This window comes from Bacillus sp. FSL K6-0073, assembly GCF_038006085.1.
In the GTDB taxonomy this organism is placed as follows: Bacteria; Bacillota; Bacilli; order Bacillales; family Bacillaceae_G; genus Bacillus_A; species Bacillus_A cereus.
In genome coordinates, this window is the sequence record NZ_JBBOUN010000005.1 from 21673 (window position 1) to 46373 (window position 24701).

Below are 24701 nucleotides of genomic sequence, written 5' to 3' on the forward strand. Positions count from 1 at the left end.
TTAAAGGGCAAAATAGTGATACATCGCTATTTAAGTAATTTGTGTAAATGTACACAAATACACATGTACACATTTACACAAATACACATATACTCACATTCGCGATTTTTTCAGGGAGTAGCATAATCAATGCTGCTCCTTTTTTTATATAAAATTTAAATAATGAGAGGAAGTAAAAACATGTCAGTACTAATCCTAGCAGAGAAACCACCGCAAGCAAAAGCCTATTCTGAAGCCTTTCCGAATGTTCAAAAGAAAGATGGCTATTTCTATGTTCCGCCATGTTCTTTATTACCAACTGGAGGGAATATAACTTGGGCAATTGGTCATTTAGTAGAGTTAAATGCACCAGGAGATTATAAGAAAGAATGGGAGGATTGGGATATAACAAAACTTCCTATTTTACCTGAAAAATATGTTTATAAGGTAAAACAAAATAGAAGAAAACAGTTTAATATTGTGAAAAAGCTAATGCAAGAAGCGGGAATAATACACATTTCGACAGATATCGACAGAGAAGGAGAATTGATTGCAAGGTTAATTATTCAACAAGCGGGGTGCATAAATAAAAAGATTAAGCGCCTATGGATCAACAGCCTAGAAGTAGATGAAATTCAAAAAGGCTTTCAAAATTTAAAGCCAGGAGTAGAAAAAGAAGATTTGTACCATGAAGCGCAGGCACGTCAAATTAGCGACTGGATTATAGGAATGAATGCTAGCAGGTTATATACTTTATTGTTACGTCAAAGGGGCGTTCAAGGGTCTTTCAGCGTGGGGCGTGTACAAACGCCGGTTTTGTGTTTGATTAATAAGCGACAACAAGAAATCCAAAACTTTAAGCCAATGCCTTTCTTTGAATTAGAAGCACAATTTACTTCTCCAAACGGTGTATACATGGGACGTTATAAAGAGAGATTTGCTACTAAAGGAGAATTAATGAGCTTGCTGCAGCAACATAGTCTTTCTGAAAAAAGTAGTCAACAAGGCATGATTACATCTGTAGAAGTAAAACCAAAACAAAAAGAAGCACCAAAACTATTCTCTCTTTCTTCTATACAAGCTTTGGCCAACAAAAAATATAAGTATTCACCAGCTGACGTTTTAAAGGGAATTCAAGAATTGTACGAAGCGAAATTAGTAACATATCCCCGTACAGACTGTAATTACATTACAGAGGCTGAATTTGAGTATTTAAAGAATAATTTGAACGGTTATCAATCAATTTTAGATGTAAATTTCCAACCGCATTCATTAACTGCAAATAAGCGATATGTCGATAATAAGAAAGTCCAGGAACACTATGCAATTGTATTAACCAAAAATGTTCCTTCAAAAGAAACAATTGCAAAATTGACGGATAAACAGAGAAATTTATATATAGAAGTTTTAAAAAGTGTTTTAAGCATGTTTCATTCGCCTTATTTGTATGAAGAGACAGTTATAACAAGTGATTTGAACGGCCTGTTGTTCACCACAAAAGGAAAGGCGGAAAAATCATTAGGATGGAAAGAGTTGTATGTGACGGATAAAATTGAGGAAGAGGACGATCAAGAGAAAGTATCCATCTTACCTGTAGTTAAGCAAGGTGGATTTGTCCAGGGTTTAGTAAAATCAAAAGAAGGTGTAACTACTCCACCTAAACCATATACAGAGGGTCAATTGATTACTATGATGAAAACGTGTGGTTCTTCAGTAGAAGATGAAGAAAGTAAAGATATTCTTAAAGAAGTAGAGGGGCTGGGTACGGAAGCAACTCGCGCCGGTATTATAGAAACACTAAAAAATCAAGGTTATATAGAAGTAAAACGTAATAAGGTAAATGTTACACCGAAAGGAGAAATACTTTGCCAATCGGTCCAGGGAACTTTGTTAGCAAAACCTGAAATGACAGCGAAGTGGGAAGGATATTTGCGTAAAATTGGTAAAAAACAAGGCTCTAAGGATGTGTTTGTTAGTCAAACTAGTAAGTTTGCAAAGGATCTAATTGAAGGGGCTACAAAGTCCATTGCTGGGCTGAAAATAGATAATAAAATTCAAGAAATGAAATCAAAAGATACGGTTGGTAAATGTCCGAAATGTGGGAAGGACGTTGTAAATCGTAAAACTTTTTATGGGTGCAGCGGTTATAAAGATGGATGTAAATTCTCAATTCCAGGAGAATATTTAACTAAGAAAATTTCAGAACCAAATGCAAAGAAATTATTAGAAGGTAAAAAAACAGGATTAATCAAGAAAATGAAAGGGAAATCAGGGGTAGAGTTCGATGGTTACTTGAAACTTACAGCATCGGGGAGACTGGATCTTGAATTTGCAGCAAAAAAATAACCAGGATGTAAATAGATAAAAAAGTTCTTTACTCATTCAAAAATGCAATGATTATGCATTTTGTCAGTAAAGACCTTTTTTTATACAAGGACAAAAGAAATACAGTGAAACAGTTGTATAAAAAAAGTAACAATATGAAATTAATGAATTTTTAGGAAGGGTTGAATCATAAAGTATGAAAAATTTAAAGCTATTAAGAAAATTATTAGGATTCACCCAAAAATCTCTTGGGGAAGCACTCGGCGTTTCGAACCAGATGGTGAAAAATTGGGAGTTAGGTCTCAAAAATCCACGACTGGAAAATTTGGTTTCTATTGCAGACACACTTACGCAAAAAGCACGAGAAATTATTGAAGTTGAGTACGGGGAGGTACATAGCGAGAAGATTAGTATTGACTACCTACTCGGCAGAAACTTGGATGAAGGAACTTCATTATTACTAAGTCGTGTTTGGAGGATCTCGACTTATAATAGCAAAGGAATGAAAGGGAAATCAGGTAAAGAATTTGATGGGTATCTGAAGCTAAATGGTAGTGGAAGGATAGAGAATTGAGAATCATAGAAAGTCAGGGGAGAAGCGTTTTGAATTTACAAGTAATGTTACAAAAGATCAAATGGGTATTAATAGCAACTGTACTAGCTATTTTATCCAGTATGCTTTTTTCTTACATAAAAGCTAGTCTATCAATTGGAACTGGAAATGTGGCGAATGTAAATCAAAAGATAGAAATTAATCTCTTTTATGTATTGATACCTGTATTGGTTGCTCCTGTGATAGAAGAATTCTTATTTAGAAAGATTTTGCCACTTGGATTAGAGGAATTATTGGAGCAGATCAATCGAACAACAGCGATTATTATTGCTAACGGTATCTTTGCAGCAGTTCATTTTGATTGGTTTTTCTTCCCTTACTTTGTGAATGGTTGTTTATATGCATGGAGTTACGAAAAGACCAAAGATTTGAAAGTACCAATGTTAGCTCATATCTCATATAATGCATTTGTATTTTTGGCAACAAGCTTTTTAGTTAATTAACATGGCGCTATAGCAATTATTTAAAAAAGGACTTCATAGCTACTTATGGAGTCCTTTTTTGTATATAGGAGGTACAAAAAATGTGTAGTAATATTATTCATGCAAATCCTTTTAAAAGTAGTTTTCGTTGGAAAACTTTTGATATTGAAAATTGTGAAGGGAAAATGATGGTATACTGTTCCGACTGTAATGAAATATCAGAAGCAGTTGAAGTACAATCAGGCAGACATAGATATTCCTGTCCACATTGTAAAAAAAGAATTATAAAATTACATAAATCAGATACATATATTACGAAAGTGTATAGTAAGGTTTTTGATTACGAAGAGAAAGTGGTATTTAGCTGCGCTTTTTATCATCATATTTTAAAATTCAGTTTTAATAAACTTAAAATGCGTAAAATGTCGGTATTGTATAGATATAATGTAACTCATAATAAAATTACGAAACAAACTTATTTAGTAAGAAAAGCAAGTAATCCCCAAAATAATAAAATAGCAAATATAACATATGGATGTATCCCAAGAAAATGGGGCTTGATATGGTCGCATTTAGAGTATATAGAACAAGATCCAGCATGGAAAGAATTCAGGGAGGGTTTAGTACCTTCGTGGTTCAATTTGGAAAAAGTATCAGGAATTCGTCAGTTCCCCTTCTATTTAAGGTATCCACAATTAGGTGTATTACCTTTAGAATTAACTCTAAACATAAAGTTCCGACAAGAATTAAAGAAAGCTAGAGGGAAACGAGAAGAACTTTCTTTAATTCCTACTAGACAAATAGAAGTGTTGGAGTGGCTTACCGATAAGAGAATTACAAAAAAAGAACGGAAAATTCTATTGGAAAATCCTAATTTGATTTATATGTATAGAATGGCAGCAATTTTGTTTGAAAATGTAGATATTAGACATTATTTTTTAGCTGATTTACTAAAAAGGAAGTATTTAAGCGATTCTGGAGATGCGGATTATTTCAGTGAAACTATTATAGATAATTTATTTAAAAAGAGATATGTATCAGCTTTTCTAAGTGTCAAAAAGCATTTTGTAAATGAGAAGAAATATGCTAAGGAGTTACTACAGCTAATAAAAGTTGATAGTAACGATCCGTATGGAATGATTGATATTTTTTCTTACATTAGGGATATTGAGAAGATGGAAAAGGAACTTTGTAAAGAGATTCCTGGCTATCAGTTACCGCCGTTCCAAACATTAAAATCATTCCATGATACTTTAGCAAAGGACTATAAGAAAATTCAAAATAAATGTATTAATATAGAATATACTAAAACTGAAAAAGAGAAACTACAGTTCGATACACCAACACATCATTTTAAACTAGCAAAAAGTAATCATGAGTTAGTAGATGTAGGATCTAAATTAGGGATATGTGTAGGTTCATATTCTTCATACGCTATAAAGAAAGAATTGTTTATAGTATTGATGGAAGATAAGGAAACAAATACTGTAACACACTGTTTAGAAGTGGATAATGGTAAGAAGTTGAAATTGGTACAAGCAAAAGGGAAATACAATGGTCTTCCTAGTAAAGAAATTAGTGAGATGATTATGAAGTATTCTCAAGAAAAAGGGATAATAATTGATACCTATGATATTACCTCAACAGTGGCAGCTAGTTAAAGTTATTGCGATAGAAATATATAGTTATTACTAGTAAAAAAGACTTTTCAATTATATGAAGTCTTTTTTATTTACATCAAATTTTTTACACATGTGTAAATGTGTAAATGTACACATGTGTACATTTAATGTTGATATGCTGATTTAATGGGTGTATAATAGCGTTAACATATAAAAAATGTGTAAATGTGTAAATGTGTAAAAATACACATTTACACATTTCGAAGAATTTAATATAGCATGATGGTGAAGGAGAATCGCGCAAGGGCCAGGTGAAGTAATAGTATTTTTTTGCTTCTTACTAATTTTTATTTATATATCTTGTGGAGGGATTGTAGTGAAGTTTTTTAAAAGGATTAACAATGATAATTTCTATGAACTAGTAGAAGATGTTCCTGAATTAAGTAAAGTGCTAGATATACATACAGAAGAGGAATTGTTTGAATTAGGTTATTGTGTGTTAGAAGATTCCATACTTGCTATAAGGTCATTAGATTTGGATTCAAGTTTTAATAAATCTATTAGAAGTGAATTGTGTTTTTGGGTACAGAATATTAGTAGTGTAATTCATAATATTCCTGGAAAGCTTCGTTTACGTGATACTACTTTTCTTAAGGAGGAACTATATAAGGCAATTAAAGTTTTATATAGTTTAAAACAGCGTAGATTTGAGGGGATAATAATATCAACTACACGAATTGAAGAATGTATAAAAAATGTGAGCGATTCGATTAGTAAATAGGAAAGGTAGGAAAGGACAATAATGAAAGATGATAATAAGGATATAGAGGAATATTCATCCGCTTGGGATTTTTTAGATTTTTGGACTAAATTCTTCTTTATAGGAACAGCGATTTTTTGTGGAATAATCTTATTTATGTGTGTGCTGTATTTGTTTAATTAAATCACTATTTTAATACAATTTGAATTTTGTATTAAGTGAGGAGTAAATATGAATAGAGATGATATGCGAATTTCATGTGTCTATTTTTTGATATTTTTGATTTTTATGGTTATGCTTTTTGCACAGATTTTTGAAGCCTACTGAATTAGTTAGTAGGGTTTAATCAAATTTGAATTTTATTAAGAGGGGAGAATAATCATGAAAAGTATTTATAAAACCGAAAAAGATTTATTAATAGAACAAATGTGGGAAATTGTACTGGATGCCACAAGAGAAAACGGAAAAGTAATAGATGATGCTGGCTGTGATTGGTTTACAGTTGATAATAAAACTTATATAGGGTCAAAAGAATGGTTAGTTTCAGAAAATATAGAAGTAGCAAGGCTGGTAAATGCAATTAATACGCTAAATGGCTCTAAAGATCTAATCAATAATTATAATGAAGTACCAATTGAAACAGCTACATGCGAGACAAAAGGGGAAGAATTATTGATTGAGCTTGCATCAAATGCACATAGGGCGAAAAATAAAGAGCGTTTAGATAATATTATGCTTAGAATGTTATCGATAATGGTTAAAGGAACACCTTATGAAACTGATGTAGCAAAAGCTTTTGATGTGCGTAGAGATTATGATGAGTTAGAACGTAAAGGTAGATCACAACTGATTATGAACCTATTTGAAGTAGGTAAGAAATACGAAATAGAAACTTTCATCAAAAGGAGAGGGGACAATGAGTATTTTAAATGCAAGTGTTATGTAAAAGAAAAAACTTATGAAAGTTTAGCTATTACTGTTTTTGAACCATCTAATGTAGGAGAATGTTTAATTGATTGGGAAGATGTAGCCGCTGTCAAAGAAATAGAATTAGGGGAATGAAAAATGAAAAATAGAAAGTTTTGTATGAAACTGTCATGTTTTATAGCACTTTCTATGAATGTAAAGAAAAGAGGAATAAGTAAATGCACAAAGCAGAATATATAGAGTGTCCATATTGTAAATATATCCATTCGGATTATCATGATTATTTAGAGGTTGGTGATCTAGGAGGAGAATTCGTAATGAATTGTGTAGGTTGTCAAGAACAGTTTAAAGTAGATTTCTACAGCGTTTTTTGGTTCGAAACAAAAAAGAAATAAAATTATAGAGTCTATTAAATTGAGAAAAGTAATTTTCTTAAAGAAGGGAAAGAAATATTAATGTGGATTCAAGGACTATTTGCGGTTCTATGTGTAGTTAGTTTCATATCATTTTGTATTTTTACGGGGATATATTTGTTTTGGAAGAAAACTGATGAAGTAGCTATTGCGGTATATGGAAGCGCAATCCTTACAGGAGCAACCTCAATCACAATAAACATTTTGTAGAAGGAGTTGAGGGTATGTCAACTAAGTATACGGCTCTACGTGGTAAGGTAGTTATTAAAGAAGAGTTTAAAGAACTGGTTAATTTAATTAATAATGGACATTGGAAAGAAGCAATTATTAAGTATCCTTTCCTAAAAGAGTATTACAAAGTTAAAGGAAGTACGGACGTACCTTTTTCTAAGAATGCTATTACTGTTTCTACTAATACGGACTTAAGCTCAAGTATGTATGGAGAATTACATCTTGAGGTAGATCCTGGTCATTGGTCAACTGATAGAAGTTACTTTACAGATCTACAGGGATTAGAGTGGAGTTTTATTACTTGCTTAAGTGATTATCCAGACGGAAATGAATTAAACAAAACACCTATAGCTTCCTTCATTAATGTTGTTTTAACAAAAGTGGCCAGTCACATTATAAGACTAGAAGAATACTACCAGGAGTGGGATTATGAATCTGTTGGCTACAATTTTGATCAAACCTTTAAAAATAAAATTGTTAGAACATCAAAATTTAGTTATATCTGTAATAAGTGTGAAAGACCTGTATTTTTTTGTGACGGAGAATGCTAAGTTGTTAGAAAAGGAGGCGATCTTATAGCATGAGGAGAATCAAGACTAGACCAGTTTCAAAGAAAATAGAGGGAATGCAAGCCTTATTTTTAGGAGTACTTGTTACTAGTAGTGGGTTAGCTGGTTTATCTTTAGTAGCTACATATGAAACGATAAAGACGGTTTGTGGGGTTACTTCTAGTATTGCAGCAATAATATTTGTCCTCTTGCTTAAAATAGAAGATAAGGAGAAAGAGTGAGAAAATATAAGAATTCGAAAAATAGTTGAATAAGTATAAATTGAAGGTAAATATTTTACTATTTGAAATTTATATAAAAGGAGTGTAGTAAGTGGGTGTTTATGTTTATTCATTACATAATTCTAGAGGAATTGTCTATGAAGAAAATGAATATTTAGCAGAATTAACGGTTGCAGAATATTACAGTACGGATAGCGAAGAGGTAAATATTAAATTAAGAGAAATAACAAGTTTAGAAGAATTAAGAGAATATACTAATGAACCAGGAGAAGTTATAACATTTCTATAGTTATGTTTTTTGCGCTGATTTTTGAATCCTACTGAATTAGATAATAGGGTTTAATCAAATTTGAATTTTTTGCAGAAATGGAGAGGGGTAATGGATAAAGTTATGACTGGTTATAATAAAATAATTGAAAAATTTGGTGGCAAAACAATAAATTTAAATCTAGAAAATAAAACCTCAACAATGAATCCTCTTGAAATTAATTTAAATAGTAAATTGAATAATTTTGTTGTCGAACCGTATATTGCAGAAACAGGTATTAAAAGAGAAGATATTCAACTAAGCGAGTTAGCAAGGTGGATGGAGAATAAAGTGAAGAATGAGGATTGAATAAAAGAGTTATTCTGTAGAGTTTAATCAAATTTGAATTCTATTAAAAATGGAGGAATGTATTATGAATACATATGCTTTTAATATGCGTAGTTTAGGTAAAAGTATGGAGAAGTCTTTAATAGGTAAATATTTAGAAAATATAGATCGCATAGAGAAACTAAGTACTTCTTATATTAATGATGTTTATTTATTAACAAACTTTCACAATAAAATTAAAAAGTCATTACTTTTCAAATAGAGAGATTAGCTATTCAAAAAAACATAATCAAATTTGAATTTTATAAAAAAAGAAGGTGAAGGCATGAATAAGCTCCTTGAATATGAAAAGTTTTCAAAGGACAAAAGAAATTTAATGTTAAAAAGTATTGATAATTTATATGATGCTTTGGATAGGAAATACTTGGTCTTGATTAGGGATTTAAGAAGAGAAAAAAGTAAGTGGTTATTTAAGTGTACAGAGTTCATTGCTGCTACAAGTAAGGAAATGGAGAATATATATAAGATCCAACAAGAATTGCTATATTTTAAGGTCGAAATAGCAGAGCAGCGTCTTACAAAAGAAAGATATAAAAATTTCATCCAGTTTGTAAGCAGTTTAGATTAAGAATTTCTTGATACAGTAGAATAACGATTGAAAAGTGAAACGAAACCATTTTAATGAAATTTGAATTTTATTAAGAAAGGAAAAATGATCAGTGAAAGATAATAAAAGTATGTCTTTAGATAAATGTATAGTGTTAGGTTTTTTATTTGTTTTTGCGGTTTATGCTTATGCATTTTTAGGGATATGGATTTTTGGATAAAAGCTTTATTGTAATAGATTTTGAATTTTGAAGGAATATAATTTTAAGGTTTTATAAAAGGGGATATTTAATACGTAAGAAACATTTCATAGGAGAAAGGAATGAGTGAATTGAAAGAAATTATAACCACTCAAAAGGCTATTGAACAATTAGAGAGGGGGTTACGACACCGTCGTAATTTATTAAATAATTTAAAAGATGATGATGAAAATGCAGAACTTATAAAGAGGGAGATTGGTTCTATTGCAGCATTTTTAAATAAACAAGGGGTTGAAATTAAAAAGGAATCTCCAGAAATTTTAGTATTAAGATTTATAGAGGTCAGATCAGATTACGTTGCTAAAGAATTGCGTGAAGAGACTACAAAAAACTTCTTTTACCTTGAATCGGGCACCCTAAAACCACTTGCTAATTACAAAGTTTTTGAGAAAGAAATTATAGATAATCCTGATAAAATTAAATGCTATGAACAATTAAAAGAAATCGAAGATGAAGTTTGATATTCGTTTATCATTTCAATTCACGTTTTCATAATACATCGCCATGTTGGAGGAGGGGAACTAGTTTATGGGAGTAGCTTGGCAATACTTTAGACAATATGAAATAGTAAAACACGAGGAGAACGATTTTGATTACATGATAAGGTATCTAGATGGAGATAAATTACTTCTTACGTATCTAACAAGTGGTAATTTAACCGGGGTTTTTTCAAGTTTTAATATTGATATACCAATGTATTGTGAATTTGATCCACCAAATTCCGGGGTATTAGAATTAGTTTCTCCAGTTAAAATAATTAAAGTTTGTGAGAAAGTGATTAAGATTTTAAAAGAGGAGACCAATCCTGAATTTACTGATTCATCTAATGAAGAAAAGTGGAGATTGTGGGGTCCTGACGATTTAAGTAACTATAAATGTGATACTATAGAGGACTTAAACAATAGGTTTATCAGAGAATTAATATGCATTCAAGAACTTTCAAGACAAGGGTTTTATTTTGTAAAAGATATTGATTAAATAAGAGGTCTGATATAAGTTGAAAACAACTGTAGGTAAATTTCAGGTGAGGGGAAATCCGGAAATTAGATATTAAATTAATATTTTTTTATAAATAAATGTATATATGTATTTGTTTGTAATACGGAGGATTGTGTAAAGGAGAAAACAAAATTGAGCTATTATTTTAGTGCAACGAGAAATAAAAATTTAAATGATAAAATTGATTTGTTTTACATATTTTGTTTTGTAGGATTGGCGGTTCTTATTGTTATATATGCGTTTTATTTACCAGCTAGAGAACATGAAGAAAAACAAAATAGTAAAAATATATTAATTGCTGAAGAGTTGATAGCGAAAGAGTTGAAAATAGATAAGAAAAACTTTGATGTAGAACTAAAAAAAGAGGAAGCGAAATTAATGCTCAATAGTTGGACGAGTAATAAGGTCAATTGTTTTGTTTTTGCAAATGGAAAAAGATATGAAGTTTCATTGGAAATGGAACAAATAGATGATCATAATACATTTAAGCCTGTTAAAATTAAAAGAATTGTAGAACGTTAGAAGTATATAAGAAATACAAATGGAGGGATAGATATGGTGATTGAAGGTATAAATGAAATGTCTATGGATATATGTGTTGCTGGTATAGTGACATCAATTTCTTTTGGTTTTTTTGTAATAAAAAATAGATTAAATAAATTTGATGAATATAGCAAAGAAATAACAGGAAGAGATGTTGACGAAGTAGTTAATTACCTAAAAAGTAACAACATTAAATCCTGTGTAGTAAGTAGGAGCCATAAAGGGATTAAAATATCTAATAGATCCCCCAAATAGTATAGTAAATGTATATAAAAAGATCACCTGTCTTGGAAACTGGTGATCTTTTTAGTGAATAAAATTGCTACTTGCCAAAAGCAGGTAGTTGTTATCCTATTCATATGTTCTGTAAATATTATAACACAATTCTTTTCGTTAAAATAAAAACATGGCGCTATATTCTTATTTTTTTATATGTTATAGAAGTTGATTTTTAGAATGATTTAATTTTTCGAGTTCATATTCCAACGTCTGTATATCTTCAGCTTTTTTTATTTCTTCCCTGGCATTTAATTCTTGCTCTAAACGAGCTGTGGATTCGCTATTTATATATCTTTCGTTTTTATCTTCTAAAATAGTTAATTCCTCACCGGTAGCAGTGTGATCTACAGCAATTCCACCACATTTTTCAGCTATCCTCATAGCGCCATGTTTCTCTAAGAAAGGGAAGGCATATGTTTTATCGTTAACAAATTCATAACTGAAATTGTAATCATCTTCATTTTTTCTTAATAAGCCACCAGCGTAATACATATTACCTAAATTCACTAGCCAATATGTTATTTGCTTATCTTTTAATGGGTTCATTATTGATTATCTCCTTTAAAGTATTTAGTTTTGTATAGCGCTATGTTACTTTTTATTTGGGTCTATTTTAATCATTTGAATTTGGAAGATGTCACTGTGTTTTATATCCAGTTCTCGCAGCTCATCTTTTAGTGAGCGCCAGGATTCAATTTTGATAGATTTAGTAGACCTATCCCGTAAAGTGTATTGATGGATATAATGTGTTTCTTCGTTTTTTGTCATTATTTAACCTCTGTTTTCATTATATTTATTTGGTTTCTGTAGATGTGTAAAAATTACACATTAAGGGTAGAGTGTGAGTCTGAAATTGACTCTGTTCGTTTATAGTAATCATAATATCTTTTTAATGATAAATTAGATTTAAAACCTGCCCGTTGCATAATTTTCTTAGGGCTATTTCCCTCCTGGATCTGCTTTAAAATATAAGTATTTCGGAAATGCTGCGCAGCAATCCCTTTTCTGAGATTAGCTCTTTTCACCTCCAAACGGATCATTTTTTGTATTGAGATTTCAGTTAGAAATTTTGGTGCGTCATGATCGTAGCTCCAATGATATGTCCCACGGGTAAAATCAAATGCAACAAATAGTGGATCGTTGCTGTGATATTTAGGTCGTACAGGTTCAGGGATAGTTTTATAGTAATTGTATAAGTGTAATTTGTCTTTTTCCTTCAAATGAATGATTCTATTTATTATTGAGTCTTCAGGAATCGATAAAGTGTTATTTTCGAAATGAACATGTAGCATTTGTAAAGAAACAAGTTCTTTTAAAGATAATCCATAGTCCAGGAGTAATGTAACAATAGAAACGTTTCGCCCTAAGATCATTGGGCGTGTTGTTTGTTGTTTTTCTGTAAGGCCTTCTAGAGAAGAAATGACTTCTTTTAAGCGTTTTTCTTCCAGGAAAGAAACGAAATCTTCCTTACGCAATGCCCGATCAGGTGGTTCTATTTGAATAACTCCTTCAATGGGGCTTGGTAAATCTAAGTATTCATACAATCTGTTTAATACAATATATATGCGGTGTATAGTTTTGTTAGAGTACTTACGATCATCTTTTAAATAAGTAAAAAATGCTTCGAAATCTTTTTTGTGTAATGATTCCCAAATGTCATTCGCGTTAAACCTTTTTGATAGGTGCAACCATTGAATAAAACTTTCTACATCATACATATACCGTTTAATTGTTGAAGGTTTTCTTCCCTTACTTAATAAATATGAGGAGAATCCTGGTATTGTATCCTGGATCATTTGCATGAATATCAGCCCTCTCAACTTTTCATTTATAATTAATAAACAGTGTGAATTTAAACCGTTCCACACTGTTTATTAATTAAACTTGATTATCTTTTATTATGTTTAATAGAGATTTTTTAATCCACTTCCAGATAACATAAATAAGTGTCCACGTTACAAGAAAATATAGATAGCTAGGAATTAAAAGTTTTATTGATGAAGCCTTTAACAAGTTCCATACGGATAAAGTTATGGATTCCTGTAAATTGAAGTAAAAGTCACCTAAAAACTTTGTCGGCTCAATATCAAATGAAATTAGGGTGCAAAGGATAAATAATGTAAAGGGAATAGCCATTGCGAATGGTATTGTGAAAAAACTCAATGGTTTTTGAAGTGAATATTTCATGATTTTCATTCCTTTCTTATTTAGTGTCTGATACCTACTAGGTGCAATATTATTGATATCATTTTCGTATAGTGTATATCCTCACTTTCGAAAATAACTATTTATATTTTTTTATAATCTGTTATTTCTCTCTCATATCTTTTAACTACTCTGTAGAATGTAGAACTACTTGTTATATCACTCCTTCTCATAGCAGCTGTAGCTGTGATTCTTCCTTCTTTCCATTCATTATAAGCATCGATAAATTCCTGAGTGATGGGTATACGAGGTCTGCCTAAGTGCTTTCCTTGTGACTTAGCTAAAGCAATCCCTTCAGCTTGACGTTGCCTTATGTCCTGGCGTTCTTTTTCAGCAAATGCTGAGAGAATGGTTGCGGTTGCCTTTTGGATAGCGCTTTGAATGACATCATTTGTGGCATTACCGTTATAAGTTACATTTATAAATGGTTCTTTCAAGAATTCTAAATTTATTTTTTGTTCCTCGTAATACTTAAATTCCTCTAAAATGTCATTCATAGTTCTTCCTAATCTTGTTAAAGAGTCAAAAACGATTGTATCACCTGATCGAGCATATCTTTTCATTGCTTGATAATTTTCTCTATCCATATTACTGCCGGTTTTTTTATCGATAAAAATATCTCGCTCGTCAATTCCGTTTTTTCTCATATTTACAATTTGGCGTTCTTCATTCTGATCTTTACTAGAAACACGAACATAGCCTAATTTTTTTGTACTCACAAAATAACAACCTCTTTCAAAGTAAGAATCTTAATATTATTCAATCTAGTTAACTTAAATTATACCAAAAATACACCAAAAGGTACATTTGGATTTTGAAGTGTGCCAAAAGTGTTTTTCGTACCTTTTGAAGTGTATTCTTCAATAGTTTTTCGTATTCCTAAAAGGTGTACCTTTTGGGATGGTTGCGAAGGGAATATAATATGTGAATTATCGGTTAAATTTTTATCACGTTGAACATCAAGGAAATATAATTCTAATTATGTTAAAATTAGGAATATATATATTGAGAGGGGGGGTTATGCTTGTGCATAGAATTATAAATATGATTTTCGGAATATTGTTAGTAATTTATACTTTTTATTCAATTTTTATGAAGGACGGGAGTGATATTCAAATCATTACCTTGTTAGTGATTGTACTTGTACTCTCAGTAATTATTGATAAGAAAAAGGTAGATAAGTCTTAATATAGGTTTGGAGACATAACAACAGTATATTATAGCTGTTGTTATGTTGTTTTTTAAAAATAATAAGGGGATTTGACTATGAAATTATTAAGATGTGCGTTTTTAGTTCTTCTGTTTTTTATCCCTATAAATATTGTTAATGTTTCTGCTTCTAATGTGGATTCAGAGTATTACACCATATTGTTAAAAAACGAGGAAGAATATAGAAAATTTCAAAAGATATTACATGATAATAATGTAGAAACTACTTACTCTGTTCAAGAGGTTGGAATGGTACAAGTGAAGGCTAATGAAAAAGTTATGAAGAAACTTGGGGTTAGTCCTTTTGTAAAGACATATGGAAAATCAATTAGAACATTAAAATCGAGTAATAAATATCAAGTATCTATAAATGAGAATACAAAAACTTCCCAATGGGATATGGAAAAGGTAACGAATAATGGAGAGAGTTATAAAATATTTCCAGGTACAAAAAATGTTAGTGTAGCTATTATTGATAGTGGTTTGGATGTCCAACATCCGGATTTAAAAAACAATGTACTTAGTGGTTCAAAAAATTTTGTTCCTGTTGGTGGGTTTAGGGGACAAGAGTTGAATGAAGATGGAAAAAAGGATCGTATAGATGATTTAATGGGTCATGGAACACAGGTTGCAGGGCAAGTTGCGGCAAATGGTTTGATAAAAGGTGTAGCACCAGGTGTTGGTGTTAAGGCATATAGGGTTTTTGGAGAAAGAGAAGCTGAAACAATTTGGATTATAAAAGCAATTGTTGAAGCTGCAAAAGACAATGCTGATGTAATTAATTTAAGTTTAGGGGACTATCTTTTGGAAGGAGAATATATTTTAAATGGTAAGAGAATCACTTCGGATCTCCCTGAAATTGAAGGTTACAAGAGAGCTGTTAATTTTGCAAATAAATCAGGTAGCGTTGTAGTTGCGGCAGCTGGTAATGAGGGTTTGAATGTAAGGGATAAAAATCAAATAAATAATTTCTTTAAAACATACTTAGAAATAAATGGTTTAGAAAAAGTAAGTTTTAGAGGTGTAGTTCGTGATATCCCAGCTGATTTACCAGGGGTAGTTTCGGTCTCTTCAATAGGAAATGAGAATGTTCTTTCAATGTTTACTAACTACGGAAATAGATTTACTGATATAGTAGCTCCGGGGGGAGATAATAGATTACTACATCAATATGGGGGGGAATTTTGGTACAAAAATAAAATGTATGAGAAAGAGCATGTTTTAACTACGGCTCCAAATGCAGAATATGTATATCAGTTTGGTAATTCTATAGCAGCTCCGAAAGTTTCAGGTGCTTTAGCACTAATTATTGATAAACATAATTTAAAGGACAGTCCTAATGAGTCTATTAAATATCTATACAAATATGGTGTAGATAAAGAAGAAATGTCTCTTGGACATGGTATTCTAAATGTATATAAAGCTATTTCACGCTGAAAAAATTGAATCTATAACAAATAAAAAAGATGATTCTTAAGAATCACCTTTTTTATTTGTTATAGAGGGGTACATGTAAATATGCCTGGCCCCATATATAAGAAGATAAAACCTCTGCCATTCCAATTACAGATTCCAGCACCGGCAGCAAGGGCAGATAATGCCGCAGCTATTATTGCTGGAATTCCGAAATACGAAGCAATCGCTGCGATAGTGGCGCCGCCTGCAATCAATTTTTGGAGTTTAATAGCTTGATCGTTATTGAATTTATAAACACTACCCCTTGGTGTTGCTGCCGATTGGATATCCAATTGGTTAATAGATGTAGAAAGGTTTGTTCTTGGTAAATTAATATCAAATAGGCTGTTTCCAAAAGAAATTTCACCTTTTTGAACCATCTCATTAAGTTGTCCAATAGATGATTCAAAGCTATTAAATGCTTCCTCACTCACGCCAGCTTCTGTAGCTGATGTGTAAAAGTTTTTGATGAGGCCTGACTCCGTAATAATAGCTTTTTCTTCGAGATCAGATTTAGCGATTTCCATTCCAATTTTAAATCCATTGTCTGTATCTTGGACATTAACTGGTTCTCCAAATTTTTCAACAAGGTTGTTGTAACTTTCTTGAGAAAGCGGTTCACACTTGTTGCAATCATTACTCTTTTTATATGAAACTTTACTTTTTTCATATGAAGTTTGAGCGAAGCTATAACTTGGTAGTAGTGACGTGATTAGAGAAACACTTAAAGCACCTACAATTAGTTTTGACTTTAATTTTGAACTTTGCATTTTATCACCCTTCTTTTTACAAAATTAGAACTATAAGTAAAGATTAGAACAGATAACCAATAATTGGTATAGTTATTCAGAGTTTTTTGTTGATAAATAATAATTAGAAAATTTAGAATATCAAACAGTTAACTTTGGGTTTTATCTGTCAATAAGGGTATAATAATATTTTGTGTTTTCTATTTTGGGGTATACATACAATTTGAACGTTTGTTACTTACGAAATCAAATTAATAAAGTTAGGTAAAAACTTATTTTCTAATTTCAGTTTCACAGGTACAATAATTGCAATTGTAGTGCTATTAATAAGGTTTATGTTTAAGAGTAATAAGCAAAAATAAAAAGAACCGTTATGGGTTCTTTTTATTTTGTTAATAATTATTTGTGTTATGCATTGTAAAGGGGTAATGACATAACTTTGTAGTATTTCATTGTGTTAAATAGTTTCACCATGTGCATATTGAACAAAATCTACTTTTTCTTTTGATACAGATTGTAAGTTTGTATTGTTACTGAAGCTGAAAGATAAAAAACCTGTGATAATAGCAAAAATTAATAGAGATTTTTTCATTATTTTAAAGCTCCTTTCTCTGAAGCCTTTTTATCAGCTTCATTTGTCATGTGTAGATACTTGCTCGCTTTTTCATACGATTTTGAATCGTAAAACTTATTGCCTAAAATAGCTGAATAATCTTTTACGTATTTCCATAACTCTTCTTTCTTAAAATAACAAATTCCTGCCAAAATGATTTCTTCCAATTCATCTGTACTTATATTGTCATTTAATCCTTTTAGAATATTGAAATGATGATTATACTCTTCGTTTGAAATTTTTAATCCATTTTCAATATGCAACGTGACAGCATTTTTATCATTTAATTTGAAATACTCCTGCGCTAATAAGAACAATGTTTTTTGGTTATTTACAAGTGACCCATTTAGGTATTTTATTGCTAGTTCGGAAAGGTTTTGATCTGCGTACAACAACCCTAAATTATGTTTCACTTTTGCTGATAGTTTATCCTCGTCGTGTTTGTTGAAAGTATTTAAAGCCGCAAGGAAGTGTTCTTCCGCACTTTCATACTGACCGAGGGAAGTACAAGCAAGACCTAGTGTGTTATTACAAGCAGCAACTTTGATTTCATACCCTGCATGCTTTGAAAATAATTCCTTTGCCTTTGTAGTATATTTGATTGCTGGTAGTGGCTGATAAATATGATAGTGGAAAGAACCAAACATATAATTAAATTCAGCAATTTCAAGTTCATCTGGAATATCCTTTAATAATGTTTCAGCTTCTTCGTATTGCTCTTTAGCTGATGTGTAATCTCCTATATTAATTGAATAAATTGCTTTGAAAAAACTATGATAATATTTTAGGAAGGTGTCTGCTTGATCAGGTATACAATCTATCTTTTCTAAACTATCTTTATAGTTTTTAACGTCATGGGTAAGTAACTTATATCTAAAATCTAGTAATGAATAATAGATAAGAATATTTTGGTCTTCTTCAATTTGATGAATCTTACTATCAATTTCTTTCTTGAAATTTGTGGATTTTAGTACATGTTGTGAAATGATGGATTGATACCAATTGTTTAGTAGATTTGTTATTTCTCCTTTGGAGACAGTTTGCACATTCATATTTAATCCCCTCATTCTATTAGTGTATATTTCCATAATTTTACCATGTTAGCGGAATCCCAAGGTGTAGTTGTTGTTGAAAAATAAAAGATTGAATATTCTGTTTTTTAGTCAGCTGCTGGAGATTTTATTTACTTGGTTTTTATATGTATACCTTTCGGCATAACTATTTATGTTTATTTACTTACTAGTATTCATTGATAATGAAATTTTTGTTAGATAAATAAAGAACCCTCTAAAAAAGAGTTCTTTATTTATTCATAAGTTTTATGATTTTATAGCGATGGGGTAGTACGCTAATAATCCCTGTATATCAAAATGACTTCTTTTCACTCTGTACTCATTTAATTTTTCTAGCGAATTTCTGAAGTTTTCTATACTGTTACCAAACAACTCTAATACTGGCCAACTTTCACTCTCTTCCGAACCTAATTTTAAAAATTGTTGAATGTGTGATATATCAAATTTGTTGGCGAAAAGCCCAATTGGAAATAAATTAATTCCTGAATATCGATGTTTTAGAGAAAGTAATAATTCGAAAGTATCGTAATACTCGTCCAGTTCTTGTTCATCAAACGTAAGTTTACTTGTGTTATAGATTTCAGACATGTAAGGATGCACAAACATTTTTTCAAATGGATGAATATGGTTTTCCTTTTCATATAAACCGTTAAAGGTTATGTGTATTGAGCCAAATGATCCAGTGAATTCCAAGAAATTTTCTGGACGATTTATGTGCGTCCTAATTCTAATCTCCGTAAATAATTTATTTAATAATTTGTAGTTTTTCTTCATGGTTGCAGCGATACCAGTACTATATAGCCCGATTACCGCTGGTAATTTAGAACAACAACGATAAAAATCTGTTCCAGTTGTACTTTTTGCTGTAGTTAGCCTTTGTAAAGTTTCACAGATTATTGATTCATGAGTTTCTATTTTTGAATAATAGGTAAGTATTGATAACAATACTGCTAACGTACGTGCTTTTTCTTTAATGATTTCAATATGTTCTTTTTTATCTTCGGTAGTATGGTTATCAGGAAGAGTAAATGATTTTGTAAATTGGACTAGATTTTGCGTTTCTTCTGTAATCATTTCACGTAACTCTATTTCTAAATTATTTGTAATATACTTCTTTAATTTGTTTATCTTAACTTGAATGTTTTCGTGATTAGTTTTTTTAAGTTTAGAAATACTTTCTACGTTTTCAGCAAGTGTACTGAAGAAGCTATCAGCTCCATTACTATCTATTATTTTAATTCCATCTCTAATTTTTATTAGTTCCTCTGCTGGATCACTTAATTTTTCAGTGAAAGCATGCCAATACCAAGAATAGCGGCGACCCTTTACAGATTGTATAGTATTTCTTAACGCAGTATCCCATTCGGCAGACCAACCAGATGTAATGATTCCGTATTCGTCAAATACTCGCTGCAATAGATTTGATAAATCATCATGATAAGTTTCTAATTCATGACCAACATTTTTAAATCTTACATCTTTATAGTCACCATGCACTTTTATAATTGTGCAGTTCGCATGAACTAATGGCTTTATTCCTTCTATATTAGATACATCGTGTAAAGTTTGAAAATCGATATTCAATTCTTCTAAAGCTTGTTCCATTAATCGATCAAAGTTTGTAGTTACTATTACTCTGATATACCCACCTTTAACCAACTTTGCAATTGATCTGTGTGCTTTTGTAGGTATTTTAGTGTTCTCTTCATCATCTTGTTTAGGTTCAAAGAATTCTGCTAATAATCCCAATCTAGTAGCAGGTGTGTAAGCTAATTTTTCAATTACTTTATCATATGTGGGTTCTTCTTTATATTGCTCCTGATACCATTCTATTGGATCGTTATGGTTTGCTTTTTCTACTTTCATAATTCTTCTACATAATTCTTCAACTATTTCCCAACCTGTAGGAATGTTAGCGGAACGTGATATACCAGAACCTAATAATAAAGCGTATACACCTTTATTTGCTTCCATAGAAAAAGATAGTGACATTAAGTGGTTGTCCATGTGGTTCTCCTTAGTTTTGTATATTTTTAAATAATCGTACCATATTTTAACTATATTTGGTTGAAAGTTACTTATAAGTAACTTATAATTCAAATAGATGTTACTTATAAGTAATGAAAGGGGGCGTTATGATGTTATTTATGCTAAATGAAATTATGACACCAAGAGAGGCGTGTGATCGTTGGGGGATTACACAAGAAGCGCTGCGAATGAAATTGAAGCGAGGAAAAGATAATAAATTAATAGATGCATTGATTGAGGGTGGAAAAGTTAAATACTACAAGCCTGAAGGGAAACAACGTGGAGAATGGATTTTAACGGTAGAAGCTATGGATTTGCTCTTTCCTAAAAGGAAGGAAATAATTAAATGAATCACCCTGGAAGTGTTAACAAAGTTATCTATTTTTGTTATAATAGAGATAACAAAGTTATCACTTTTGAAGGGGATGTTATAAATGGAAAAATACATTGTAAACTATCATACTGGTGTAACAGAAGAAGTTGAAGTAAGTGGTTTAAGTGAAGCGAAAAAAGTTGCTGAAGAAGGTATAGCTTACACGCAAGAAAAAATCACAATTGAAACTTTAGATGGCGAAGTAATAACAACCTCATATTGGTATGGAATATCCCCACAAGAGGATGATAAAGTACTTGAAACAGTTGGTGGCGGCTTTTATCAAGCGTGGAGCGATGAACTGGGGGAGTAATTCCCCTTCTCGTTGGTTTAAAAGAATTTGCTGAGATACTAGGTTGGGATAAAGCACGTTTAAGCACAAAGTTTTCTCGACAACGAGATGGGAAGAAAGTAAGACCATTATTACCTGAGCCAATCCAGATCCTTGCTTCTACACCTATTTGGACATTGAAACAGGCAAAAAAATATAAAGCTATAATTGATGGTAGGTCTGCTGAATAAGCAGACCTTTTTTATATAAATTCTACATAAAATTTAGTATCGATGATTCCGAAAGCAACTTTACAGGGAAACGGATTTTTTTCTACTGAAGCAGCACGCATACAAGAAAGTACCCAATGTTCTAGTTCTAAAGGTAAGCGATATAATTGAATACTACCATCATTGTTTTTTACTGTTATAACAGGCGCAGTTACCCTGGTTGTAGCAAAATCATCTGTTGTTATTATTGCTACAGCATCATTAGTGTGAAAACCAGCACCTAGAACTTCATAAATCATTCCATCTTTTTCATTAATAATCATTGGTATATTTAAATAGGGATAGTCATTGATATCGTTATGAATAGTTGCTCCTGCTGCACTCTTCCTTATTTGAGCCTCTTGCATTTTGTACACTCCTTTATAATGGTTTAAATGTGCTTACGTAAATATATTCTATTTTGTATCTATTATATTATAAAATTGCAGTTTCATCCTGTTATAAAAAGCATCGGTACATATAACAGCGCTATTTGGTGGATCAATATCAACAACAGTCATATAGCTAGAGAGCAAATAACCATCCTCATAATATGTAATTAGTATTTCTTCTTCAGATAATAAGGAACATAATAACATGTTCTCAATTAGTTCTTTTTCTTCATCTGTTAAGATCGGCCGTGTTACTTTGTTTTTCTCCTTGATGATTTCACGTATCCCAGCAAACTGTTCAGGAATTGCTGCGAAAGGTTATCAAGACCTAATTTGTTAAAAGTCACGAAAATTAAAAGATGATACATGTTAGTCATGACTAACATGTATCATCTTTTATCTCTCATTATATTAGAATTTATAATTTATCGAGAAAGAAATTTTAACACTAGATGTACCTGTTCCGGCTCCCACAATTGCAATGGAATTTATATCATTCATCGTAATGGATCTACATTCACCTGGTGCAACTACAAATCCTCCAACAGCTGTTCCGTTTACAGTGAGAGCAGCTGTTGGTCCAACTCCAACTGTTCCGTTATTTTCCACCATAATTGTCCCATTTATTACAAAAGTAGTAGCATCATCCCAAATAGGTAAAGCGGTACCGCCGGTATCATCTAAAATAATAGTGCAACATACAGCATCATTTACACAGCATAATTGTTCAGTGCAGCAATTTCCTATTTGCGCCAACATGAACCCCTCCTAAATTTATGAACAAGATACACTATTATATGTTTGATTTTTCTATTTTGTTTGGACAATTAAATTTACGGTTTAAAAGAAGTTTTGTTAGAGATACATATTACGAAACCCTAATGATTGTTAAGGCAGCTCCAACCGATCCTCCAATCGACAGAAGTGTAGCAACTAAAAGAATACTACTAAATAATTGTAATTGGATTGTATCTCCAGCATTTAAATTAACTATAACATCATTGTTAAAAGCGGATACACTTAGAGCTGGTCTTAATATAGAAGCAGGAATAGGAGTAGTATTGTTTAATAAAATTCTTGAACCAGCACCAATACCTACTGCAGCTGTAGTATTAATTTGATAAGTAATATAATATCTCCCTGATTGAGGCACTGTAAAAGTGGTATTTGTACCATTGACTGTAAAACCATCTAAGTTTTGATTATTAGGAAGAGGAATACTCGTAGCGCTACCTAAAGCGACATTAATAACGCTACCAATTGTATTAGAGGCAAACATGGAGTTAGTGGTTACTGTTGGTCCAGTGGAACCTGTTGCTCCAGTAGGACCTGTTGCTCCGGTAGGACCTGTTGCTCCAGTAGGGCCTGTTGCTCCAGTAGGGCCTGTTGCTCCGGTAGGACCTGTCGCTCCGGTAGGACCTGTTGCTCCGGTAGGACCTGTTGCTCCAGTAGGGCCTGTTGCTCCGGTAGGACCTGTTGCTCCAGTAGGGCCTGTTGCTCCGGTAGGACCTGTTGCTCCAGTAGGACCTGTTGCTCCGGTAGGACCTGTTGCTCCAGTAGGACCTGTTGGTCCAGTGAAACCTGTTGCTCCAGTAGGACCTGTTGGTCCAGTGGAACCCGTTACTCCAGTAGGACCTGTTGGTCCAGTGGGGCCTGTTTTCCCACTAATACCACAACATCCAAGTGGTCCAGTGAAATTTAGTCTATTTGCCAATTTATAAACGCTCCTTTTTAATGAATAGTCCAATTAATTTATTAATAGTGTATGTCCTTTTTTAGATTGTGGACATGGATAAAATAAAAAACATAACAATTACAATAATTTGTAATTGTTATGTTTTTAGAAATAGTATTTTTCCTTATAACAATAATTAAGTTGTATTTGTATAGTACCCGCGACAAATTTTTGTGGAGTGAGAATTTCAATATATTTCAAATCTGATATAGTAAGAGATTGACAATGTCCTTTCGGGATAAACATTTTATAAGTTTTGGTTTTAGTATATAAAAACATTTGTAATTCTGAATCTGTTCCATAGTTATAAGAACTTGTTATAGTGGTAATATTATTTAGATGTTTTTTGCTTGTTTCCCATATGTTTTGAGGTGGACAATTTTGTGATAAACAAAAAGCTAAACAAAAGCTATCTTTTATCACTCTTGATTTTGTCAAATAATCGAAAACTGGAATTTCTACAAAAGTCAAACCACAAAAGTCAGCAAGATTTACAAATAATTTACTTTTTGTATGGAATAATTTTTTCACACAGCAAAATTTATTTAGCGGAAATTTTTGGTTGTGTTTATTTTCTATAATCGGAAATGGAAATAATAATTCCAGCAAGGCACAATTTTTTTTAGTATCTACTGCTTTGACTATAAAAAAAGGAGTAGTAAATTGGCCTTTCTTAGTGTTACCTGCTAAGGTTAATAATTTTCCATCATAATTAAATAAACAAAAAGGTGGCGTAGTTTGCCATTTTGCAGAATGAGGAGTTTTGTTAATTTCTACAAGTTTTTCTAATTCTAAAGCAAGCCATCTATTCATTTTTAAATCATCCCTTAAAATTTCAACTGTCTTTTGACGAAAACTAAATTTCATCAAAAGACAATGATAGGTACAAAACATTGTAAAAAATATAATATTTTCGTTACAGTATATGTTATTCAAGAAATTTAAACACAAATAAAATTAGGGCT

Annotated in this window: 33 protein-coding genes; 21 read left to right on the forward strand and 12 right to left on the reverse strand. The window is 31.5% G+C overall.

The window, feature by feature from the left end; genetic code table 11:
• The first annotated feature begins 180 nt into the window (after positions 1-180).
• The 17 genes from MHB52_RS35845 (at position 181) to MHB52_RS35925 (ending at position 11340) form a co-directional block, all read left to right on the forward strand.
• Entirely contained in the window at positions 181-2325 is a 2145-nt protein-coding gene (locus MHB52_RS35845; protein WP_061664011.1) for a type IA DNA topoisomerase, read from the forward strand.
• Positions 2326-2500: 175 nt separating this feature from the next.
• Positions 2501-2878 (forward strand): helix-turn-helix domain-containing protein, encoded by a 378-nt coding sequence (locus MHB52_RS35850; RefSeq protein ID WP_061664010.1) that lies wholly within the window; start codon positions 2501-2503, stop codon positions 2876-2878.
• A gap of 44 nt (positions 2879-2922) precedes the next feature.
• A complete protein-coding gene (locus MHB52_RS35855) occupies positions 2923-3360 on the forward strand; it encodes a CPBP family intramembrane glutamic endopeptidase (RefSeq protein WP_080451648.1) in 438 nt (145 codons plus the stop codon).
• A gap of 80 nt (positions 3361-3440) precedes the next feature.
• Positions 3441-5000, forward strand: coding sequence for a PcfJ domain-containing protein (locus MHB52_RS35860; protein ID WP_061664008.1), 1560 nt, complete (start codon positions 3441-3443; stop codon positions 4998-5000).
• Between the two features lie 337 nt (positions 5001-5337).
• Positions 5338-5742: a hypothetical protein gene (locus MHB52_RS35865; RefSeq protein WP_061664007.1), complete on the forward strand. Its 405-nt coding sequence runs from the start codon at positions 5338-5340 to the stop codon at positions 5740-5742.
• A gap of 360 nt (positions 5743-6102) precedes the next feature.
• Positions 6103-6783, forward strand: coding sequence for a hypothetical protein (locus MHB52_RS35870; protein ID WP_061664006.1), 681 nt, complete (start codon positions 6103-6105; stop codon positions 6781-6783).
• An 83-nt stretch (positions 6784-6866) separates the two neighbouring features.
• Positions 6867-7043, forward strand: a complete 177-nt coding sequence (locus MHB52_RS35875; RefSeq protein ID WP_170925381.1) for a hypothetical protein — start codon at positions 6867-6869, stop codon at positions 7041-7043.
• Between the two features lie 242 nt (positions 7044-7285).
• Positions 7286-7843: a hypothetical protein gene (locus tag MHB52_RS35880; protein ID WP_061664005.1), complete on the forward strand. Its 558-nt coding sequence runs from the start codon at positions 7286-7288 to the stop codon at positions 7841-7843.
• A gap of 29 nt (positions 7844-7872) precedes the next feature.
• Positions 7873-8082, forward strand: a complete 210-nt coding sequence (locus tag MHB52_RS35885; protein ID WP_016099569.1) for a hypothetical protein — start codon at positions 7873-7875, stop codon at positions 8080-8082.
• A gap of 91 nt (positions 8083-8173) precedes the next feature.
• On the forward strand, positions 8174-8371 hold the full coding sequence (locus MHB52_RS35890; protein ID WP_061664004.1) for a hypothetical protein: 198 nt from the start codon (positions 8174-8176) through the stop codon (positions 8369-8371).
• A 90-nt stretch (positions 8372-8461) separates the two neighbouring features.
• Entirely contained in the window at positions 8462-8698 is a 237-nt protein-coding gene (locus MHB52_RS35895) for a hypothetical protein (RefSeq protein ID WP_061664003.1), read from the forward strand.
• Between the two features lie 64 nt (positions 8699-8762).
• Entirely contained in the window at positions 8763-8939 is a 177-nt protein-coding gene (locus tag MHB52_RS35900; protein ID WP_253703489.1) for a hypothetical protein, read from the forward strand.
• Between the two features lie 63 nt (positions 8940-9002).
• Positions 9003-9305, forward strand: coding sequence for a hypothetical protein (locus MHB52_RS35905; RefSeq protein ID WP_061664001.1), 303 nt, complete (start codon positions 9003-9005; stop codon positions 9303-9305).
• 300 nt (positions 9306-9605) lie between these two features.
• A complete protein-coding gene (locus MHB52_RS35910; RefSeq protein WP_061664000.1) occupies positions 9606-10004 on the forward strand; it encodes a hypothetical protein in 399 nt (132 codons plus the stop codon).
• Between the two features lie 67 nt (positions 10005-10071).
• The gene (locus MHB52_RS35915) at positions 10072-10521 is read left to right on the forward strand and encodes a hypothetical protein (protein WP_061663999.1); all 450 of its coding nucleotides are present in this window, start codon (positions 10072-10074) and stop codon (positions 10519-10521) included.
• A gap of 153 nt (positions 10522-10674) precedes the next feature.
• Positions 10675-11064, forward strand: coding sequence for a hypothetical protein (locus MHB52_RS35920; RefSeq protein WP_061663998.1), 390 nt, complete (start codon positions 10675-10677; stop codon positions 11062-11064).
• A gap of 33 nt (positions 11065-11097) precedes the next feature.
• Positions 11098-11340: a hypothetical protein gene (locus tag MHB52_RS35925; protein WP_061663997.1), complete on the forward strand. Its 243-nt coding sequence runs from the start codon at positions 11098-11100 to the stop codon at positions 11338-11340.
• A 180-nt stretch (positions 11341-11520) separates the two neighbouring features.
• Here MHB52_RS35925 and MHB52_RS35930 read toward each other — a convergent pair whose 3' ends face one another.
• The 3 genes from MHB52_RS35930 to MHB52_RS35940 all read right to left on the reverse strand — a co-directional run bounded on the left by MHB52_RS35930 (position 11521) and on the right by MHB52_RS35940 (position 14288).
• A complete protein-coding gene (locus MHB52_RS35930; RefSeq protein WP_061663996.1) occupies positions 11521-11910 on the reverse strand; it encodes a hypothetical protein in 390 nt (129 codons plus the stop codon).
• Positions 11911-12185: 275 nt separating this feature from the next.
• Entirely contained in the window at positions 12186-13166 is a 981-nt protein-coding gene (locus MHB52_RS35935) for a tyrosine-type recombinase/integrase (protein ID WP_061663995.1), read from the reverse strand.
• A 486-nt stretch (positions 13167-13652) separates the two neighbouring features.
• On the reverse strand, positions 13653-14288 hold the full coding sequence (locus MHB52_RS35940; RefSeq protein WP_000104865.1) for a recombinase family protein: 636 nt from the start codon (positions 14286-14288) through the stop codon (positions 13653-13655).
• A 307-nt stretch (positions 14289-14595) separates the two neighbouring features.
• On the opposite strand from MHB52_RS35940, the gene MHB52_RS35945 reads away from it, so the two are divergent.
• Positions 14596-14757 (forward strand): hypothetical protein, encoded by a 162-nt coding sequence (locus MHB52_RS35945; RefSeq protein WP_170957380.1) that lies wholly within the window; start codon positions 14596-14598, stop codon positions 14755-14757.
• A gap of 78 nt (positions 14758-14835) precedes the next feature.
• Positions 14836-16215 (forward strand): S8 family peptidase, encoded by a 1380-nt coding sequence (locus MHB52_RS35950; RefSeq protein ID WP_061663993.1) that lies wholly within the window; start codon positions 14836-14838, stop codon positions 16213-16215.
• 59 nt (positions 16216-16274) lie between these two features.
• Here MHB52_RS35950 and MHB52_RS35955 read toward each other — a convergent pair whose 3' ends face one another.
• From MHB52_RS35955 to MHB52_RS35970, 4 genes are all read right to left on the reverse strand, one after another.
• The gene (locus MHB52_RS35955) at positions 16275-17003 is read right to left on the reverse strand and encodes a hypothetical protein (RefSeq protein ID WP_061663992.1); all 729 of its coding nucleotides are present in this window, start codon (positions 17001-17003) and stop codon (positions 16275-16277) included.
• Positions 17004-17439: 436 nt separating this feature from the next.
• Complete coding sequence (locus MHB52_RS35960; protein WP_000749279.1) at positions 17440-17574, reverse strand: hypothetical protein; 135 nt, start codon at positions 17572-17574, stop codon at positions 17440-17442.
• Positions 17574-18647, reverse strand: a complete 1074-nt coding sequence (locus MHB52_RS35965; RefSeq protein ID WP_061663991.1) for a Rap family tetratricopeptide repeat protein — start codon at positions 18645-18647, stop codon at positions 17574-17576. The genes MHB52_RS35960 and MHB52_RS35965 overlap by 1 nt, the downstream gene beginning before the upstream one ends.
• Before the next feature lie 267 nt (positions 18648-18914).
• A complete protein-coding gene (locus tag MHB52_RS35970) occupies positions 18915-20675 on the reverse strand; it encodes an SIR2 family protein (RefSeq protein ID WP_061663990.1) in 1761 nt (586 codons plus the stop codon).
• A 131-nt stretch (positions 20676-20806) separates the two neighbouring features.
• On the opposite strand from MHB52_RS35970, the gene MHB52_RS35975 reads away from it, so the two are divergent.
• Together MHB52_RS35975 and MHB52_RS35980 are read left to right on the forward strand one after the other, a co-directional pair.
• Entirely contained in the window at positions 20807-21046 is a 240-nt protein-coding gene (locus MHB52_RS35975) for a helix-turn-helix domain-containing protein (RefSeq protein ID WP_000898271.1), read from the forward strand.
• 84 nt (positions 21047-21130) lie between these two features.
• A complete protein-coding gene (locus MHB52_RS35980) occupies positions 21131-21382 on the forward strand; it encodes a hypothetical protein (RefSeq protein WP_061663989.1) in 252 nt (83 codons plus the stop codon).
• 220 nt (positions 21383-21602) lie between these two features.
• Here MHB52_RS35980 and MHB52_RS35985 read toward each other — a convergent pair whose 3' ends face one another.
• From MHB52_RS35985 to MHB52_RS36005, 5 genes are all read right to left on the reverse strand, one after another.
• Complete coding sequence (locus MHB52_RS35985; RefSeq protein ID WP_061663988.1) at positions 21603-21977, reverse strand: hypothetical protein; 375 nt, start codon at positions 21975-21977, stop codon at positions 21603-21605.
• 48 nt (positions 21978-22025) lie between these two features.
• Positions 22026-22307 carry a YolD-like family protein gene (locus MHB52_RS35990; RefSeq protein ID WP_340769342.1) on the reverse strand — a complete coding sequence of 94 codons (282 nt, stop codon included), beginning with the start codon at positions 22305-22307 and terminating at the stop codon, positions 22026-22028.
• A 105-nt stretch (positions 22308-22412) separates the two neighbouring features.
• Positions 22413-22757 (reverse strand): DUF3992 domain-containing protein, encoded by a 345-nt coding sequence (locus MHB52_RS35995; RefSeq protein WP_017562367.1) that lies wholly within the window; start codon positions 22755-22757, stop codon positions 22413-22415.
• 112 nt (positions 22758-22869) lie between these two features.
• Positions 22870-23715, reverse strand: a complete 846-nt coding sequence (locus MHB52_RS36000; protein WP_144557202.1) for a collagen-like protein — start codon at positions 23713-23715, stop codon at positions 22870-22872.
• Positions 23716-23841: 126 nt separating this feature from the next.
• A complete protein-coding gene (locus MHB52_RS36005) occupies positions 23842-24549 on the reverse strand; it encodes a CotZ-related putative spore coat protein (RefSeq protein ID WP_001082942.1) in 708 nt (235 codons plus the stop codon).
• Between the last annotated feature and the right edge of the window lie 152 nt (positions 24550-24701).